Source organism: Pannonibacter phragmitetus (assembly GCF_050510895.1).
GTDB classification, from domain to species: domain Bacteria; phylum Pseudomonadota; class Alphaproteobacteria; order Rhizobiales; family Stappiaceae; genus Pannonibacter; species Pannonibacter phragmitetus_B.
Genome location: NZ_JBNINT010000001.1, coordinates 1,749,036 through 1,767,518 on the forward strand (window position 1 = coordinate 1,749,036; position 18,483 = coordinate 1,767,518).

12 protein-coding genes and 6 pseudogenes are annotated in these 18,483 nt (G+C 61.7%); 11 read left to right on the forward strand and 7 right to left on the reverse strand.

Features of this window, described 5'->3' with window-relative positions:
* Window positions 1-66 precede the first annotated feature (66 nt).
* From ACQB61_RS08200 to ACQB61_RS08220, 5 genes and pseudogenes are all read left to right on the forward strand, one after another.
* Window positions 67-315 (forward strand): GlsB/YeaQ/YmgE family stress response membrane protein, encoded by a 249-nt coding sequence (locus ACQB61_RS08200; RefSeq protein WP_162544585.1) that lies wholly within the window; start codon window positions 67-69, stop codon window positions 313-315.
* Window positions 316-382: 67 nt separating this feature from the next.
* Complete coding sequence (locus ACQB61_RS08205; protein WP_430512234.1) at window positions 383-619, forward strand: GlsB/YeaQ/YmgE family stress response membrane protein; 237 nt, start codon at window positions 383-385, stop codon at window positions 617-619.
* 33 nt (window positions 620-652) lie between these two features.
* Window positions 653-1,093 carry an acyl-CoA thioesterase gene (locus ACQB61_RS08210; RefSeq protein WP_430512235.1) on the forward strand — a complete coding sequence of 147 codons (441 nt, stop codon included), beginning with the start codon at window positions 653-655 and terminating at the stop codon, window positions 1,091-1,093.
* 63 nt (window positions 1,094-1,156) lie between these two features.
* Window positions 1,157-2,139, forward strand: a pseudogene (lipA, locus tag ACQB61_RS08215) (lipoyl synthase).
* Between the two features lie 57 nt (window positions 2,140-2,196).
* Window positions 2,197-2,675: pseudogene (locus ACQB61_RS08220) on the forward strand (type II toxin-antitoxin system RatA family toxin).
* Here the strand turns inward: ACQB61_RS08220 and ACQB61_RS08225 are convergent.
* The 4 genes and pseudogenes from ACQB61_RS08225 to ACQB61_RS08240 form a co-directional block, all read right to left on the reverse strand.
* Window positions 2,662-3,117, reverse strand: coding sequence for a hypothetical protein (locus ACQB61_RS08225; protein ID WP_430512236.1), 456 nt, complete (start codon window positions 3,115-3,117; stop codon window positions 2,662-2,664). The pseudogene ACQB61_RS08220 and the gene ACQB61_RS08225 overlap by 14 nt on opposite strands.
* 170 nt (window positions 3,118-3,287) lie before the next feature.
* On the reverse strand, window positions 3,288-3,755 hold the full coding sequence (locus ACQB61_RS08230; protein ID WP_430512237.1) for a hypothetical protein: 468 nt from the start codon (window positions 3,753-3,755) through the stop codon (window positions 3,288-3,290).
* 94 nt (window positions 3,756-3,849) lie between these two features.
* Window positions 3,850-4,344 carry a CinA family protein gene (locus tag ACQB61_RS08235; RefSeq protein ID WP_430512238.1) on the reverse strand — a complete coding sequence of 165 codons (495 nt, stop codon included), beginning with the start codon at window positions 4,342-4,344 and terminating at the stop codon, window positions 3,850-3,852.
* Window positions 4,345-4,368: 24 nt separating this feature from the next.
* Window positions 4,369-5,637, reverse strand: a pseudogene (locus tag ACQB61_RS08240) (bifunctional 2-C-methyl-D-erythritol 4-phosphate cytidylyltransferase/2-C-methyl-D-erythritol 2,4-cyclodiphosphate synthase).
* 218 nt (window positions 5,638-5,855) lie between these two features.
* Between ACQB61_RS08240 and dusB the strand changes: the two are divergent.
* The 3 genes and pseudogenes from dusB (at window position 5,856) to ntrC (ending at window position 9,456) form a co-directional block, all read left to right on the forward strand.
* Window positions 5,856-6,873 (forward strand): annotated as a pseudogene (gene dusB, locus ACQB61_RS08245) (tRNA dihydrouridine synthase DusB).
* The gene (locus ACQB61_RS08250; protein WP_430512239.1) at window positions 6,870-8,015 is read left to right on the forward strand and encodes a two-component system sensor histidine kinase NtrB; all 1,146 of its coding nucleotides are present in this window, start codon (window positions 6,870-6,872) and stop codon (window positions 8,013-8,015) included. The pseudogene dusB and the gene ACQB61_RS08250 overlap by 4 nt, the downstream one beginning before the upstream one ends.
* 2 nt (window positions 8,016-8,017) lie before the next feature.
* Window positions 8,018-9,456: pseudogene (gene ntrC / locus ACQB61_RS08255) on the forward strand (nitrogen regulation protein NR(I)).
* A gap of 248 nt (window positions 9,457-9,704) precedes the next feature.
* Here ntrC and ACQB61_RS08260 read toward each other — a convergent pair.
* From ACQB61_RS08260 to ACQB61_RS08270, 3 genes and pseudogenes are all read right to left on the reverse strand, one after another.
* Window positions 9,705-10,811, reverse strand: a complete 1,107-nt coding sequence (locus ACQB61_RS08260; RefSeq protein WP_430512240.1) for an ABC transporter permease — start codon at window positions 10,809-10,811, stop codon at window positions 9,705-9,707.
* Between the two features lies 1 nt (window position 10,812).
* Window positions 10,813-13,560 (reverse strand): annotated as a pseudogene (gene rbbA, locus ACQB61_RS08265) (ribosome-associated ATPase/putative transporter RbbA).
* A gap of 21 nt (window positions 13,561-13,581) precedes the next feature.
* Window positions 13,582-14,565, reverse strand: a complete 984-nt coding sequence (locus ACQB61_RS08270) for an HlyD family secretion protein (protein WP_430512241.1) — start codon at window positions 14,563-14,565, stop codon at window positions 13,582-13,584.
* 328 nt (window positions 14,566-14,893) lie between these two features.
* Here ACQB61_RS08270 and ACQB61_RS08275 point away from each other — a divergent pair, with 328 nt between their 5' ends.
* The 3 genes from ACQB61_RS08275 to ACQB61_RS08285 are packed head-to-tail and all read left to right on the forward strand — an operon-like array spanning window position 14,894 to window position 18,453.
* Window positions 14,894-16,774 (forward strand): PAS domain-containing protein, encoded by a 1,881-nt coding sequence (locus ACQB61_RS08275; protein WP_430512242.1) that lies wholly within the window; start codon window positions 14,894-14,896, stop codon window positions 16,772-16,774.
* Window positions 16,728-17,096: an ATP-binding protein gene (locus ACQB61_RS08280; protein ID WP_430512243.1), complete on the forward strand. Its 369-nt coding sequence runs from the start codon at window positions 16,728-16,730 to the stop codon at window positions 17,094-17,096. The genes ACQB61_RS08275 and ACQB61_RS08280 overlap by 47 nt, the downstream gene beginning before the upstream one ends.
* Window positions 17,086-18,453, forward strand: a complete 1,368-nt coding sequence (locus tag ACQB61_RS08285) for a sigma-54-dependent transcriptional regulator (protein ID WP_430512244.1) — start codon at window positions 17,086-17,088, stop codon at window positions 18,451-18,453. Before ACQB61_RS08280 ends, ACQB61_RS08285 begins: the two co-directional genes overlap by 11 nt.
* The last annotated feature ends 30 nt before the right edge of the window (window positions 18,454-18,483 follow it).

The following is an 18,483-nucleotide window of genomic DNA, read 5'->3' on the forward strand; positions in this document are numbered from 1 at the left end:
CTTGCGGAACTTCGGCGGTGTCTTCAGTGTTGTTAGGGCAGTACATCAATGAGGAGACTGCAAAAAATGACGCTTGAGACCGTGATCATCTGGGCCCTGATTGGCCTTGTAGCCGGGTGGATTGCCAGCTTCATTACAGGTGGCGGCGGGCTGATCCGTTACATTCTGACCGGTCTTGCCGGTGCAGTCGTTGGCGGCTTTCTGATGCATTACTTCGGGTTTTCGCTGAACCTGGGCAATGCCATAGCCAACGAGATCGCCGTGGCTGCCATTGGTGCGGTCGTTGTGGTTTTCGTCGCCCGGATACTGGCGTGAACGCCACACGGACCACAGGATCTGACCGCTTCCGGCAGCAGTGCCGGAAGCACGGGAGGCAGAGCGTATGATTTTCTGGATCATCATCGGGCTTCTGGCTGGCGCCATCGCCCACAGGGTACTGGACAGCCGCGGCGGCTTCTTCGGCTCGCTCGTCGTGGGACTGATCGGCGCGCTGGTCGGCGGAAAGCTCGCGGAAATTCTGCGGCTCAATCTCACTGGCGGCTTTATCGATCAGCTGGTTGTTTCGACGGTTGGTGCCGTTCTGTTCCTCTTCATATGGCGCAAGATCAGAGGGCGCTGATCTCGAGAACCGATAACATCCTGGGGTAGGGGCATGATGCGGGGCGAACTGCCAAGTCTGAGCGACTTTCCGCTGCACAGCGAGGACAAGCTGCGCTATGGCGACACGGACCGTCAGGGCCATGTCAACAATGCCGTCTTCTCCACATTTCTTGAGACCGGACGTGTCGAGGCGCTTTATGGTGCGGGCACATCGCAGCGAAGCCTTGTGGACGAAGGTGCTGCCTTCGTCATCGCCCGGCTGGAGCTGGATTTCCTGGCCGAAGTCACATGGCCTGGTACGGTCGTGACCGGTACGCGGGTCAAGGCGGTTGGCCGCAGTTCCATCACGCTGGAGCAGGCTCTGTTCCAGAATGGAGCCTGTGTGGCGCGGGCTGTGTCCGTGGTGGTGCAGATGGATGAAGCCACCCGTAAATCCCGTTCGCTTTCGCCTGAAATGGCCGCCCGCTTTGCTGCGCTGAGCGGATCTTCCTAAAACGCATGACACCGCGGCAATGAGGCACTTGACCTTCGGCGCTGCTCACGACATTTGGATGCCATGGTAACGATCCTCGACACCCTGAACCGTCCGGCTCCCGTTCAGAGCTCAGACGATGCGAAGCCCCGGCATCCGGAAAAGGCCCACCGGCCCGACAATCCGGTCGCCCGCAAACCTGCCTGGATTCGCGTCAAGGCGCCAACGTCGCCGGTTTACCGCGAGACCCATCAGGTGGTGCGCGAGAACAAGCTCGTCACCGTGTGCGAGGAGGCTGGCTGCCCGAATATCGGTGAGTGCTGGTCAAAGAAGCATGCGAGCTTCATGATCCTCGGCGACACCTGCACCCGCGCCTGCGCCTTCTGTAACGTGCGCACCGGCATGCCGGGAGCCGTAGACAAGAACGAGCCGGAAGGCATCGCCACGGCAGTTGCGACCATGGGGTTGCAGCATGTCGTGATCACCTCGGTAGACCGGGATGATCTGGATGACGGCGGTGCAAACCATTTTGCCGATGTGATCGCTGCGATCCGCGCAAAGGCGCCGAAGACCACGATCGAGGTTCTGACGCCCGACTTCCTGCGCAAGGACGGCGCGCTGGAGATCGTCGTGAAGGCGAAGCCGGATGTGTTCAACCACAATCTGGAAACGGTTCCGTCGAAGTATCTCAAGGTGCGCCCTGGCGCCCGCTACTTCCACTCCATCCGCCTGCTGCAGCGGGTGAAGGAACTCGACCCTACCATGTTCACGAAGTCCGGCATCATGGTTGGCCTCGGCGAGGAGCGCAATGAAGTGCTCCAGCTGATGGACGACCTGCGGACGGCGGACGTGGATTTCCTCACCATCGGCCAGTACCTCCAGCCTTCGAAGAAGCACCATCCTGTGCTGTCCTTCGTCACGCCGGAGGAGTTCAAGGCCTATGAGAAGATCGCCTATGCCAAGGGCTTCCTGAAGGTTTCGGCCAGCCCCTGACCCGCTCCTCCCATCACGCGGGTGAGGACTTTGCCGACTTGAGGGCCGCGCGCGCAGCAAAGCTGGGCCATTGACACAAGAAACAGCGCCGGCGGCTCAACACGGGCTGCCGGGCGCTTGAAGAGACTTACATGCCGTCATTTGAATCGAGCCGGGACGTGGCCCACAGCGCCAGCGACATGTTCGACCTTGTTGCCGATGTGGAGAAATATCCCCAGTTTGTGCCTCTTTGCCAAAGCCTCGTGATCCGTGGCCGCAAGCCGCTGGACGAAACGCGCGAGGTTCTGGTGGCTGACATGACAGTCGCCTACAAGCTGTTCAAGGAAACCTTCACCAGCCGCGTGGTTCTGGACAGGCCAAAGAACCAGATTCTCGTGGAGTATCTGGATGGGCCGTTCCAGCATCTGGAGAACAGGTGGACCTTTCAGCCGCGCGAGCAGGGGGCTGCAGTGTCGGTTTCTTCATTTCCTATGACTTCAAGAGCCGGACGTTCGCAGCCTTGATGGGCGCCATGTTCGACATGGCTTTCCGCAAGTTTGCAGCCGCTTTCGAGGAGCGGGCTGACGAGGTCTATGGCCGCAAGGCCGGGGTTCAGCTTACCGCCCGGTAAAGGCGCGCCGTATTTCCTGGAACCTGAACTCCCGTGGAGGAGCCGGATCACCCGTCAAGCCCCGCTCCACGTGGGCTGGCAGGTTCAAATCTTCAATCTTCACCTGCTCTTGCGGATTGCGGCAAACCGCCTGCCAGCGGCCGTTGGCGTTGCTCTCCAGATTGAGTTCAAAGCCGTCGTCAGCCTCTTTTTGAGTCCAGGCAACGGTGGTTGGACGGACCCAGAACTTGGAGCCGCAATATTCCACAGCTACAAAGCCCTGATGTTCCCGGCGAAGCACCACGTGGCTGCCTCGGAAACGGCCATGGTCTCGTGAAATAATGTGAAACTCGCCTGATTGCGACTGCCCAGCCGTTTGTGTTGCAGCCTGGGCGAATGCCGTAACCGGCGACAGGCTAACGGCAATAATGACGGCCAGAAGAACACCAGCAAGGGTTGCCAAGGCACAGATCCATGTGTTGAGCAGGCCTATGGTCGCGTGCAGGTTGCGCCGACCTGCCTGTCACTTTTACGACTAGAAGTTTTGCCTGCAAAGGAGGCAATATCAAGTCAATCCTGCGTCAGCCTTGCGGCGGCTGTGCGAAAGCAGGAATCTGGCCGTGGAAGTGCGTGTTACTGCTGATGGTAGGTGCCCCTTGCCTTGCCGCCGGACTTATTGGCAAAGGCTTCGCTGATCCTGGACAACTTGCTGCCTGGAGGAGGCGCGCTGGACGAACCTTCATTGCTGACGACCAGCGGGTCCTCGTCGCTGCCAATGTCCGCCATTGAGACGTGATTCTCCGCCTTGGCACAGACCTCGACCCAGCCGCGTCCGTTGCTGTACTCCAGTCTTACAAGGCGCTTGTTTTCAACTTCTATCAGGCTCCAGGCTACCGATTTGGGCCGGACCCATACCTTGCGGCCGCAGTAGGCCACTGCAACATAGCCGTCGGCCTGTTCTTCAAGAACCTGATGGCTGCCGTGAAAGGTGCCATCAGCTTGCCGTGAGATGAGATAGAAATCTCCCGCTTTCACTACTTCTTCGGCTTGTGCCGGAAGAAGGGATGCAAGAGCTCCCGCAAGAAAAATCGATATGCGCATAACAACCTGCCCCGTTGCCAGCGCCGGGCCAGCAGAGGCGCAGGCTCAGCACAAGTGCCATGTTATAGTGAGGCCGCCTTGATATTCCCTTCTGTCAGTCGATCAAATTTGACAGAAGCTCCAGTGCTGTTGCTGCCGATAGTGCGCGGATGCCGTCGCGCCCCCGATCACCGAACTGGCACGCCAGATGCCGTGTCTGCTTGCCTTTGCCTGCGGCAGCAAAATGAACCAGTCCGACAGGCTTTTCCGCCGAGCCTCCACCAGGACCGGCGATTCCCGTAATCGAGACGGACACATCTGCGCGTGAATGAGACAAGGCCCCTTCCGCCATCGCCCGCGCCGTCTCTTCGCTGACCGCGCCCACGCGGCCAAGGACTGCCGCCGGAACCCCCAGCATCTCCATTTTCGCTTCGTTGGAATAGGTGACGAAACCCCGGTCCAGAACGGTGGAAGATCCGGGGATTTCGGTAATCAGCGCGCAAACAAGACCGCCAGTGCAGGATTCGGCCGCTGTCATCATCAGCCCCTTGCCCTTCAGCTTCAGGACAAGTGCTTCCGCCTGCGGGCGCAGATGCGTCAGGTCAGTCATGACAGGTCTCTCTGTTGCCGGTCTTCAGTCGCCCAAGTCTGGCAGGCGGACCGTTGCTGTGGCAAGGGCTGCAATGCCCTCGCGTCGCCCGGTGAAGCCGAGCTCTTCCGACGTGGTGGCTTTGACGGACACCCGTTCGGCCGGCAGGGAGCAGATGGCGGCGATGCTGCGGCGCATTTCTTCGCGCACGGGGCCGATCTTGGGGGCCTCACACACGATGGTCACATCCAGATGCGCAACCCTCCCGCCACGTGCGGCCACCAGAGACAGGGCGTGCTGCAGGAACTTGTCCGAGGACGCTCCCTTCCATTGAGGGTCGGAGGGCGGAAAATGGCCGCCGATATCCTTGTCTGCGATGGCGCCGAGAATAGCATCGGTCAGCGCATGCAGCGCCACGTCCGCATCAGAGTGGCCCTTGAGGCGCTTGTGGAAGGGAATGGCAATTCCGCCAAGAATGACCGCGTCACCGTCTTCAAAAGCATGCACGTCGTAGCCGTTGCCAACGCGGATATCCGGCAATTCAGACCAAGGCTTCATGCTGACTCCTGACTCATTTCAAGGCCGGCGCAAAAGCACGGCCATGGCGCGCGCCCGGTCGAGGTCCGCGCGGGTTGTTACCTTGAAGGTCTCGGCCGCACCCTCCACCAATTGCACGCGCAGGCCAGCCCATTCGGCCAGTGAGGTGTCGTCGGTGAAATGGTCCTGTCCCAAAGCGGCGGCTCTTCTATGTGCTGCAAGCAGAGGCTCGAAAGCAAAGCCTTGTGGCGTCTGGGCAGCCCACAGACCGCTGCGGTCCACGGTTCCGGTGGCATAGCCATCCGGCCCGGCGCGTTTCAGCGTGTCATGCACGGGCAGGGCGGCAAGCACGGCCTGCTCTCCAGCCTGAAGGGCAGCTGTCATGCGTTCAAGTGTGACGGCCATCAGGAAGGGGCGGGCAGCATCATGCACCAGGACATGCGCGGGAAGATGCTCTTCCGGCCTGCAGGCGAGCGCCTCAAGACCGGCGTGAACGGATGCCTGCCGTGTGGCGCCGCCAATGGCGGGCGGCAGAATTCTTTCGCGCATGGCCGGTTGCACTGCCGCCAGCGATGCTTCATAGAGGCCGCCATCATCGGCATGGATCACAACAAGCGCATCGGCCACATGCGGGCTTTGCAGAATGGCCTCCAGCGTCCAGGCCAGCATGGGCCGGTCGTCGAGGGCGAGATACTGCTTGGGGCACCTGTCCTGTGGATCGGCGAGACGCGTTCCGCGTCCGGCAGCGACGATCAGGGCAGATGTCTTGCGCGTCATCTAGGGTTTCCGCTGGTGGCGCCGCCTCATGCGCCGGGGCAATCAGGACCGCCAGCCTCCGCATGTGGACAGTTTTGAGGCAGGTGACCTTTCGTGCCTGTCTCTTAAGGGTTTTAAGGGTGGGTTCTCAACCCTAATTTCAGAAGCTGTTACAACTTCTCCCTTGCCGCAATGCAAAAAATGTCTAATGTGTAGGCAAATCGAGATATGCACACGATATGAGCACACCTGCAGCTGCACGTTTTGAGAGTTCTCTGAAGATCGGTCCGCATGTTTTGGCGAACCGGGCCTTCCTTGCGCCCATGTCCGGCGTGTCGGATCTGCCCTTCCGCAAGCTGGCCGCGCGCTTCGGTGCGGGGCTTGTGGTCTCCGAGATGGTCGCCTGCGAGCAGCTGGTGGAAGGTGATGCTGAAACCCAAACGCGGGCGGAAGGCGAGGGGCTGGATCTGCATGTGGTGCAGCTGGCTGGCCGCGAGCCGCACTGGATGGCGGAAGCGGCCCGTATCGCCGAGATCTGCGGGCGCTGCCATCATCGACATCAATATGGGCTGCCCGGCCAAGCGCGTTACCACCGGCTATTCAGGCTCTGCCTTGATGCGCGATCTTGATCATGCTCTGACGCTGGTAGAGGCGACCGTCGGTGCCGTTTCCGTCCCGGTGACACTGAAGATGCGCCTTGGCTGGGACCGGGACTGCATGAATGCGCCGGAGCTGGCGCGCCGTGCGCAGGATGCGGGCGTGCAGCTCGTCACCGTGCATGGCCGCACCCGCAACCAGTTTTACAAGGGCGCGGCCGACTGGCAGGCCATCCGTGCCGTAACGGAGGCGGTCAGCATTCCCGTCATCGCCAATGGCGACTGTGTGTCCATCGAAGCGGCTGAAAAGATGCTGGAACAGTCTGGCGCCGATGGCGTCATGGTGGGCCGCGGCGCCTATGGGCGGCCCTGGCTGCCGGGACAGATTGGCGCTCATCTCAATGGCGCAGACCCGCAGCCTGCACCTGAGGGGAATGCTCTCGGTGATCTGGCTCTCGAACATTACGACGCCCTCATCGCCCTATACGGGCTGGAGCTGGGCCGTCGCATCGCACGCAAGCATCTGGGCTGGTATCTGGACCAGACCGCCGATGTTCCCGCCGCCCTGCGTCAGGAAATCCTGACCAGCGACAGCCCTGCCACAGTCACGCGGCTTGTCCGCACTTGGTTTTCTGATCAACCCCAACGGAGCGCCGCATGACAGGATCGTCTGCGAAATCCGTGGAAGGACGCACCGAGGCTCTCGCCACCGATGGCCCGACCATTCTGGACTCCTTGCCACACCCCGTACTTCTGGTCGCTCCTGATGGAGTGATCGAGGCCGCCAACATGGCGGCCGAAATCTTCCTGCGCTCATCCGTATCCTTCCTGCGGCGGCACACGATTGACTACTTCGTGCCCTTCGGCAGCCCGCTGCTGACCCTGATCGAGCAGGTGCGCGAGCGCGGGGCGCCGGTCAACGAATACAAGGTGGACATCGGGTCTCCGCGCATCGGCGCCGAACGGGTGGTGGACATTCACGCAGCGCCGGTGGCTGAGCGGCCCGGTGCAGTGGTGCTGATGTTCCAGGAAAGGGGCATGGCGGAGAAGATCGACCGCCAGCTCACCTCCCGTGGTGCAGCACGGACGGTCACCGGCCTTGCCGCCATGCTGGCGCATGAAATCAAGAATCCGCTGTCCGGTATCCGGGGCGCGGCGCAGCTGCTGGAACAGTCCGCCAGCGAAGAAGACCGGGCGCTGACGCGCCTTATCATGGATGAGACCGACCGGATCGTGAAACTCGTGGACCGTATGGAAGTCTTTTCCGACGAGCGCCCGATCGAACGTGAACCGGTGAACATCCACGTGGTGCTGGACCATGTGAAGCGGCTGGCCGATACCGGTTTCGGACGCGGCAAGCGCATCATCGAGGAATATGACCCTTCGCTTCCTCCGGTCTATGCGAACCGCGACCAGTTGATTCAGGTGTTCCTCAATCTGGTGAAGAATGCCTGCGAAGCCATCGGCGATGATCCTGACGGCGAGATCCGCATCACCACTGCCTTCCGTCCCGGTGTGCGCCTGTCGGTGCCCGGCACTTCGGACAAGGTCAGCCTGCCGCTGGAGTTCTGCGTCAAGGACAACGGTCCCGGTGTGCCGGAAGACCTGATGCCGCATATCTTCGAGCCCTTCATCACCACCAAGACCAACGGCTCCGGCCTTGGCTTGGCATTGGTGGCAAAGATGATCAGCGATCATGGCGGCTTCATCGAATGCGACAGCGCACCCCGGCGCACCGTATTCCGCATCCTGATGCCCGCCTTCACCGAACCTGAAACCACCTCCAGCGACAGGACCGCCTGACCATGCCGACCGGCACCATTCTTGTTGCAGACGACGATGCCGCCATCCGCACCGTGCTCAATCAGGCCCTGTCCCGGGCCGGCTATACCGTCCGCCTGACGTCCAACGCGGCCACCTTGTGGCGCTGGGTCAGTTCCGGCGACGGTGATCTTGTGGTCACCGATGTGGTGATGCCGGACGAGAACATCTTCGACGTTCTGCCGCGCATCAAGAAGCTGCGGCCGGACCTGCCGGTCATCGTCATGAGTGCCCAGAACACCTTCATGACGGCGATCCGCGCCTCGGAGAAGGGCGCTTATGAGTATTTGCCCAAGCCCTTCGATCTCAAGGAGCTGACTGGCATCATCGCCCGCGCGCTCGAAGAGCCCAAATCCCGCCGGCCGGCGGAGATGGACGACATGGGCGAGGCCATTCCGCTGGTCGGGCGTTCGCCTGCCATGCAGGAAATCTACCGGGTGCTGGCGCGCCTGATGCAGACTGACCTGACGGTCATGATCAACGGCGAGAGCGGCACCGGCAAGGAACTGGTAGCCCGGGCGCTGCATGACTACGGCAAGCGCCGCAATGGCCCGTTTGTGGCGATCAACATGGCCGCCATCCCGCGTGACCTGATCGAGGCAGAGCTTTTCGGCCACGAGAAGGGCGCCTTTACCGGCGCGCAGGCCCGCTCGTCCGGCCGGTTCGAGCAAGCCGATGGAGGCACGCTGTTCCTGGATGAAATCGGCGACATGCCGATGGAGGCCCAGACCCGGCTTCTGCGCGTGCTGCAGCAGGGCGAATACACCACCGTCGGCGGGCGCACGCCCATCAAAACGGATGTGCGGATCGTCGCTGCCACCAACAAGGACCTGCGCCAGCTGATCAATCAGGGCCTGTTCCGCGAGGACCTGTTCTTCCGCCTCAACGTGGTGCCCATCCGCCTCCCGCCGCTGCGCGAGCGCGTGGAGGACATTCCGGATCTGGTACGCCACTTCTTTGCACTGGCCGAGAAGGAAGGCCTGCCGGCCAAGCAGATCGACCAGGCCGCCATGAACCTGCTGCGCCGCTACCGCTGGCCAGGCAACGTGCGTGAGCTTGAAAACCTCGTCCGGCGTCTGGCTGCTCTCTATCCGCAGGATGTGATAGGCGAGGGGCTGATCGAGCAGGAGCTGAGCACGCCCGCTGTCACCAGCGCCATCGAGGAGCCCACCGGCGAGATCAATCTCGGCCAGGCTGTGGAGCGCTATCTCAACACCTATTTCGCCAACTTCGGTGATGCTCTGCCGCCCCCGGCCTCTATCACCGGATCCTGCGTGAGGTGGAATATCCGCTGATCAGCGCCGCCCTTGCCGCCACGCGGGGCAACCAGATCAAGGCGGCAGAACTTCTCGGTGTCAACCGCAACACCCTGCGCAAGAAGATCCGTGATCTTGACGTGCAGGTGATGCGTTCCAGCCGCTGACGGGTTTGGGCAAGGGATATCAAGGAAGGCCCGGATGCGTCAGGCGTCCGGGTGAAGTTCAGCCGTCGCCCCGGCCAAGCGTAGCGCGTGCCGGGGCCTACTCGTTTCCAGAGCGGTGGGCGGGCGAAAGGCCTTGCGGCGTTTTCCTGTGACAACGGCTCGCGCTCAGCGAGCGAGTGGACCCCAGATCTCCGCTTCGCTTCGTCCGGGGCGACCACCTTTGTTGTTAATGTGCTGCCGCAATCGACTTACGGAAGCGGATCGCCGCGACCGTGAAGAGGATGAGGCCAACGGAGAGTCATGGCCACGAATTTGGGCCAGACGATCCAGAAATCTGCCCCCCGGTAGAGCACGGCCTGTGCCATGCTGACGAACTGGGTGGAGGGCACTGCGCTCATGAGCGTGCGCAGCATCAGCGGCTGGCTTTCAATCGGGGTTTCACCGCCGGACAGCAGGTTCATCGGCAAGATGGTGAGGATGAACAGCAGCCCGAATTGCGGCATCGAGCGGGCGATGGTGCCCAGCAGGATTCCCAGAGCCGACGCAAAGAAGAGATAGAGGGCGGTGCCGCTCAGGAACAGGGCTACAGATCCCGCAACGGGCACGTCCAGAAGCTGCTCGATCACGATTTTCAGTGACAGTCCTGCCACCACGAGAATGACCATGCCGTTGGCCCAGACCTTGGCCATCATGATCTCGAAGGGCGTCAGCGGCATGGAGAGCAGATGCTCCAGCGTGCCATGCTCGCGCTCGCGCATCACCGCAGCTCCGGTCAGAACCACGGTCAGCATGGTGATGTTGTTGATGATCTCCATGATGGCGGCGAACCAGGAACTGGTGAGGTTCGGATTGAAGGCATAGCGGATGATGAGGTCAACCGGCATGGCCGCCGCCGCAATGCCCCGGCCGTGTTGATAGCGGGCTATTTCCTGGGCAAAGGCCTGGGCAATGTGATTGGCGCCTGTGCCGGCCTGCATCATCGCTGTGGCATCGATGTTGAGCAGGATCTTCGGGGTGTTGCCGCGCACCACATTGGCCTCGAAACGGTCCGGAATGACCAGCACGAAGGAATAGGCCTGCGTGTCGAGGCCGCGGTCTATCTCTGCGAAACTGATCAGTTCGGGCCTGCGGAATTCGGGCGGGCGAAGGGTGTCGATGAGCTGCCGCGACAGGGGAGAGCGGTCTTCATCGACCACGGCAACGGCGACGTTGTTGAGGTCCGAGCGCATGCCGTCGGCGGCCATATAGACCCCGGCGCTGAAGGCCCATAGAATGAGGATCAGCAGCACCGGATCACGCCGCAGGCTCTGCAGTTCCTTCAGTCCCAGCCGGAAAATACTGATCAGCCTGTCCATCTCAGCGCTCCTGCCTTGGCAAAAGCAGGGCGCAGGCGGTAAGCACCAGTGGTGCGACCGGAGCCAATGCCCAGAAATTTGCCGAGAGGTCTGCAAAGCCCAGGCCCTTGGTGAAGGTGCCGACGCTGATGGTCATGAAATGGGTGGTCGGGTAGAGCGAACCGATAACCGCACCGGCCCCTGTCAGCGAAGAGACCGGCTGCAGCATGCCGGAGAATTGCACCGCCGGGAGAACCGTGCCGATGGCCGTGCCGAAGATGGCGGCCACCTGCGTGGAGGTGAAGGTGGAGAACAGCAGCCCGATGGCGGTGGTGGCACAGACATAAAGCAGGGCACCCGCCGACAACGCCAGCAGGCTGCCTTTCACTGGCACGCCGAAGACTACCGTGGCCATCAGCATCATCAGTGCGAAATTGACCATGGCAATGGCCACATAGGGCAGTTGCTTGCCCATCAGGAATTCAAGCCGCGTCACGGGGGTTACATAAAGGTTGGTGATCGAACCCAGCTCCTTTTCCCGCACCACCGAGACGGCGGTCAGGATCGCAGGAATGAACACCAGCAGCAGCGCCATGACGGAAGGGGCAATGGCATTGATGCTCTTGAAGTCCTGATTGTAGCGAAAGCGCGGCTCGACGCTGGCTGCGGCAAAGACAGGGGTCTCGCCAAAACGCTGGCGGTATTGCTCGGCGATATAGGACTGATGCAGTCCGGTGACATAGCCTGCAATCGTATTGGCCCGGAAAGGCATGGAGCCATCGATGGTGGCCGCAATCTCAGGCGTTTCGCCGCGCAGCAGCGCCTTGCCGAATCCTGGCGGGATTTCGACGGCGAGCGAAATATTGCCGGCTCGCATCCTTGAAAGGATTTCCGCCTCGCTGGAGAGCGGCGCCTGTTCCTTGAAATAACGCGAGCCCGACATGCTTTCTGCATATTGTCGGCTTTCGAGTGTCCGGTCATGGTCCAGCACCGCATAGGTCAGATCGTTCACGTCCGTGGTGATGCCATAGCCAAAGACCAGCATCAGCAGCATCGTGCCGGCCAGCGCCACTGCGAGGCGCACTGGATCACGCCGGAGCTCCTTGGCTTCACGCAGGGAATAGGCCATGAGGCGGCGCTTCGACAGGAAGCCCTCCCGCCGCTTCTGCGGCTTGTGGGGCGGCTCAACAGCTGCGGCCAGAACAGCTTCCGCTTCTTTTGCCGGCTGCAAGGGGCAGATGCGCCTTCAAGCGCGCTGATGAAGGCTTCTTCCAATGTGGCTGCGCCAAACTTGCGGACCAGCTCGTCCGGCGCGCCGCAGGCCAGCACCTTGCCCGCATGCATCAGGGAAATGCGGTCGCAGCGCTCGCCCTCGTTCATGAAATGAGTGCTGAGAAAGATCGTCACCCGGTCCTTGCGGGCCAAGTTAATCAGGAGGCTCCAGAACTCGTCACGGGCAACCGGATCAACGCCAGAGGTCGGCTCGTCGAGTATGAGCACATCGGGCCGGTGAACGATGGCGACGGCAAGAGAGGCGCTGGCGCACGCCAAGCGGCAGGGAGCCCGGCAGGGCATCGGCATGATCCGTCAGGCGGAACGTTTGCAGCAACTCATCAACGCGGCCGGGGATTTCGGCTGCCGGCATGTGGAAGAGCTGTGCATGCAGCGTCAGGTTCTGGCGCACCGTCAGCTCGCCATAAAGCGAGAAGGCCTGCGACATGTAGCCAACACGCTTGCGGGCGTTGAGGTTACGCGCGTCAATTTCTTCGCCAAACAGCCAGGCCTTGCCTTCACTGGGCGGCAGCAGACCGGTCAGCATCTTCATAGTGGTGGACTTGCCGCAGCCGTTGGACCCGAGAAAGCCGAAAATCTCGCCGCGCCGGATCTCGAAGCTGACATGATCAACGGCTGTAAAGCTGCCAAAGCGCTGGACCAGATCCTGCGCAACAATGGCCGGGCCCTCGTCATTGGCTTCATAAGGCGGCACGCTGAGGCTCTGGTGCGGTTGCCCGGCGTATTCCGGCAGCAGGTTGACGAAGGCCGCCTCTAGTGTTGCGGCCTGTCCTTTTTCCTTCAGGTCAGCCGCGCTGCCTTCCGCCAGGATCCGTCCGCCATGCATGGCGACCAGATGGCCAAAACGTTCCGCCTCGTCCATGTATGCGGTGGCTACCACCACGGTCATGCCGGGGCGTGATGTGCGGATGGTGTCGATCAGCGTCCAGAACTGGCGGCGGGACAGGGGATCAACGCCCGTGGTCGGCTCATCCAGAATGAGCAGGTCCGGATCATGAATGAGCGAGCAGCACAGCCCAAGTTTCTGTTTCATGCCGCCGGAGAGCTTGCCTGCCGGCCGGTCAAGGAAGGGATCAAGGCCGGTCGCACGGGTCAGTTCTGCAATGCGGCGCTGACGTTCCCGCCCGTCCTGACCGAAGAGGCGGCCAAAGAACTCCAGGTTCTCTGCAACTGTCAGGTCCATGTAGAGATTCTTGCCGAGCCCCTGCGGCATATAGGCGATGCGCGGCAGTACGGCGCGGCGGTGGCGGGCATTGCCCATGTCGCCGCCGAGCGCCTCCACTGTGCCCGTCTGAATCTTGCGGGCGCCGGAGAGCAGGGCCAGCAGTGTGGATTTGCCAACGCCGTCCGGCCCGATGAGGCCGATCGTGCCGCCGGCGGGCAGGGCGAGCGATACCCCATCGAGAGCTCTGGTCTTGCCGTAAAGATGCGACACGCTTGTCAGACGTGCCACAATGGAAGCAGGCTGAGCCTGCAAGGGGGCTGTGTCATGACCGCCTCACCGGGGTGCCGGCAGACGCACCGCCAGAGACTCCGGCCATGCCACCGGCGGCGCCATCATCACATAGGCCTCGCCGGGCAAACCGGTGCGGACCATCTCCAGATATTCGGTGAGCAGGGCAGGATCGATGCGCAGCTTGACGCGGAACATCAGCTTGTCCCGCTCGGAGCGGGTCTCCACCTCACGCGGCGTGAATTGGGCATCGGCGGCGACAAAGGAGACGCTGGCCGGAATGACCAGGTCGGGAGCCGCATCCAGCACGATCCGCGCTTCGGCATTGATGAAAACGCGGCCAACGCTGGTGGTCGGCAGGTAGACGGTCATGTAGACGTCGGTGAGGTTCAGCAGTGTCAGCACGCGGCCGCCAGCTGCCACCACTTCACCTGGCTCGGCCAGCCTGTACTGCACGCGGCCGGTGATCGGCGCAGTCAGAACACTATCGCGGATCAAGGACTCGATACGCGCGACTTCGGCCTGCGCTGCCGTGACAGTGTTGCGGGCGTTGGCGAGTTGGGCCCGGGCAGCCCTGAGGGCAGCATCTGCCGTTTCACGGGCAGTCTGACGCTTGTCCAACTCCTGCTGGGAGACATGGCCGTTTTCCCGCAAAGTCTTGGCACGCGCAAGGGACTGATCCGCCAGCTTCAATTCGCTCTCACGCTGCGCGATCAGCGCCTCCGCGGTGCTGGCTGCATCCCCTGCGGCACTTGCCTGCGCGACGGCGCCAGCCTTCCGGGCATCAAGTTCGTCAGTGTCAATCCGGGCGAGAACCGTGCCAGCTTCCACCAGATCACCTTCATGGACAAACACTTCCAATACGCGCCCGCCGGTCTTGGCGGCAATCTGAACGGTTTCGGCTTCGATGCGTCCATTGGCCGTAGCGATCTCAGGCGGAAGTGCCGGGCGTGTTGCAAACCAGGCAAAGACAGACCCCGCAATGACGGCAACAACCGTTGCAACGGTCAAAAGGATTTTCTTCGTCATCTTTGCTTCAGCCCCTGTGAAAGCAGATCAATTTTCGATGTATTATTTGAGGTTCACGTCCAACCTTCTGATTTATGGGCATGGCTCCTTTGCATATGCAATGGCGAAGAGGTCCGTAGTGACGCGGACCTGAAACCGGACTGGCCGCATTCTTGTCGCATTTAGGCAACAGTGTGTGGTAACAAAGCCGCGCATTTGTGTTTGCGTTGCATTTCTGATTCTTCCCTTCGCCTTGCCTTGAGGACTGATGATACTGGAACGTGACCCGCCCGCGGATTTGGACCAGGGTTCGCGCGGCCGTGCAGGCCGCAGAGCCGGTCTGGCGGTCATGCTGGCTGCTCTCCTCGCAATTTCCGTTACCTTTGCCGTTCTGACAGGCCTGACCCCGATCGCTCCGACGCCGGAAGTTGTCTGGGTCGCGATGATGGTCAATGGCGGCCTGGGCGCTGCTCTGGTCGGCATAATCGGCCGGGAAATCTTCAAGCTGGTGCAGGCGCGGCGGCGCGGCAGGGCGGCTGCACGGCTGCATGTGCGCATTGTTGCCATGTTCAGCCTCATCGCTGCCGTCCCCGCCATCCTGATGGCGATCGTGGCGGCCATTACGCTGGATCAGGGCCTTGACCGCTGGTTCGAGCAGCGCACCCGTCAAATCATCGATAATGCCCTGACCGTGGCGCAGGCCTATCTTCAGGAGCATGCGCGTGTCTTGCGCGGCGATCTGATCGCCATGTCGCAGGACGTGGATCAGGCCAAGGCCGTCTATGAGTTCGAGCCAACGCGCTTTGATGCCTTTTTTGCCGGTCAGGCGCAGCTGCGCGGCATCGTGGCAGCTTTCCTGCTGAAGGCGGATGGTACGGTCGTCACCCGTGTCATCCTGGTGCCCGATGTCAACATCCTGCTGCCGCCAAGCGACGTCTATGCAAAGGCGGATCAGGGTGAGGCGGTGCTGATCGCGCCGGGCCGGTCCAACCTGGTTGGAGGCATCGTCAAACTGGATGCCTATGATGGCATGTATCTTTATGTCGCCCGGACAGTGGATCAGCGCGTGCTGGATTACCAGCGTCTCGCGGAAGAGGGCGCGAGCGAGTATAGCCAGCTGGAGCGCAGCCGCTTTGGTGTGCAGATCGCCTTTGCGCTCGTCTACTTGGGCGTTGCGCTCGTGCTGCTGCTGTCCGCAATCTGGATCGGTTTCGGCTTCGCCAACCGGCTGGTGTCGCCCATCCGCCGTCTGATTTCGGCGGCCGATCAGATTTCCAAGGGCAATCTCTATGTGGAAGTGATGACCGAGAAATCGGAAGGCGATCTGGCCAATCTCGGAACGACTTTCAACAACATGACCGGCCAGCTGCGCGGCCAGCGCGATGCGCTGCTGGCGGCCAACGAACAGATTGACCGCCGCCGCCGCTTCACCGAGGCGGTTCTCTCTGGCGTCACCACCGGCGTGATCGGCATTGATGATGACGGCGCAATCACGCTCGTCAACCGTTCCGCACGGGATCTGCTGAAGGTCGAGGAGAGCGCAATGCTCGACCGCCCGCTGGCCGATGTGATCCCGGAGCTCGATGCCTTCGTTCGCGAAGCACTGGCGAAGGAAAGCGATCGTATCAAGGAAACGCAGATTTCCCTGCAGATTGGCGGGCGCGAGCGCACCGTGAATGCGCGCATCACGACCGAGCTCTCCACCCGGCGCGAGCATGGATATGTGGTGACGCTGGATGACATCACGGACCTTGTCTCCGCGCAGCGCAATTCGGCCTGGGCGGATGTGGCAAGGCGCATCGCCCATGAAATCAAAAATCCGCTGACGCCGATCCAGCTCTCTGCCGAGCGCATCCGCCGCCGCTATGGCAAGAAGGTGGAAGACGACCGCTCCGTCTTTGACCAGTGCATTGATACGATCATCCGCCAGGTCGGAGACATCGGCCAGATGGTGGATGAGTTCTCCTCCTTCGCCCGCATGCGCAAACCGGCCAAGTCCATGGCGGATCTGCGTAACACGGTGCGTGAGGCTGCCTTCATGCAGAGCGTTGGCAACCCGGAGATCGAGGTCAAGACCGAGCTGCCGGAAGAGAGCATTGAGGCCTGTTTCGACAGCCGCCTCATCGGGCAGGCTCTGACCAACGTGATCAAGAACGCTGCCGAGGCCATCTCTGGCCGCAGCGGTGAAGATCTGCCCAAGGGCCGCATCCGAGATCCGGCTAAGGCATGAAGACGGCAGGGCTTTGATCGATGTTATCGACAATGGCATCGGCCTGCCCAAGCAGGAGCGGCAGAAGCTGCTGGAGCCCTACATGACGACGCGAGAGAAAGGTACCGGCCTCGGCCTTGCCATCGTTCGCAAGATTATGGAAGACCACAATGGCAGCATCGAGCTGCTGGACGCGCCGGACCTGGGTCCGGACGATACCGGCGCCATGGTGCGCCTCATCATTGGACCGCCCGCCGCAGAAGATGCCACGGTGCAGGCCGGAAGAGAGCAGTCCGGACCCCAATCAGAGACCAGAGAACAAGTGACGAGCCATGGCCTATGACATCCTGATCGTCGACGACGAGACCGATATCCGTGAGATGATCGCCGGCATCCTTGATGACGAGGGTTATGGCACGCGCACGGCGAGCGACAGTGACACGGCGCTTGCCGCCATCAAGGAGCGGCGCCCCTCGCTCGTCGTGCTGGACATCTGGCTTCAGGGCAGCCGCCTCGACGGGCTGGCGCTGCTGGACGAGATCAAGGCGCAGGACAAGGATCTTCCGGTCGTCATCATTTCCGGTCATGGCAATGTGGAAACCGCTGTCTCGGCGATCAAGCGCGGCGCCTATGACTATATCGAGAAGCCGTTCAAGGCCGACCGGCTGTTGCTGATTACGGAGCGTGCGCTGGAAGCCTCCATGCTGAAGCGCGAGATCCGTGACCTGAAACAGCGCAGCGGCGATGCATCCCGCTTCACAGGTGAGTCGTCGGCCATCAACCAGCTGCGCCAGACCATCGAGCGGATCGCCGGCACCAACAGCCGCATTCTGATTTCGGGTCCCTCGGGCGCAGGCAAGGAACTGGCGGCGCGGCAGGTGCATGAGCTTTCACCGCGCGCAAAGGGTCCCTTCGTTGCGATCAACGCGGCGACAATCACCCCCGACCGAATGGAAGAAGAACTCTTCGGCATCGAGGATGAGAACGGCAACTTGCGCAAGGTTGGCGCTCTGGAAGAGGCGCATGGCGGCACACTCTATCTCGACGAAGTGGCCGACATGCCGCGCGAGACGCAGGGCAAGATCCTGCGGGTGCTGGTGGACCAAACCTTCACCCGGGTTGGCGGCTCCACCCGTGTGCAGGTGGACGTGCGTATCCTCTCCTCAACCGCCCGCAATCTTGAGGAGGAAATCGCAAACGGCGCCTTCCGCGAAGATCTCTATCACCGTCTCGGTGTGGTGCCGCTGCGCGTGCCAGGTCTTGCCGAGCGGCGCGAGGATGTGCCGATCCTTGTGCGTCACTTCATGGAGCAGATTTCAGCCTCTGCAGGTCTTCCCATGCGCCGGATCGGGGATGACGCCATGGCCGTTCTGCAGACGCACGACTGGCCGGGCAACATCCGCCAGTTGCGCAACAATGTTGAGCGCTTGATGATCCTCACCCGTGCCGATCCGGATGCCGTGATCACTGCGGACCTTCTGCCTTCGGAGGTTGGCTCCATGGTGCCCAGCCTTCCGGCCAATGGCGGCGGCGAACATCTCATGTCCATGCCGCTGCGCGATGCGCGCGAGGTCTTCGAGCGCGAGTATCTTCAAGCGCAGATCAAGCGCTTTGGCGGCAACATCTCGCGTACAGCAGAATTCGTGGGCATGGAACGTTCGGCCTTGCATCGCAAGCTGAAGTCGTTAGGTCTATCGTAAAACAAGCGCAGTGAGAGCGCTTCAAACGGG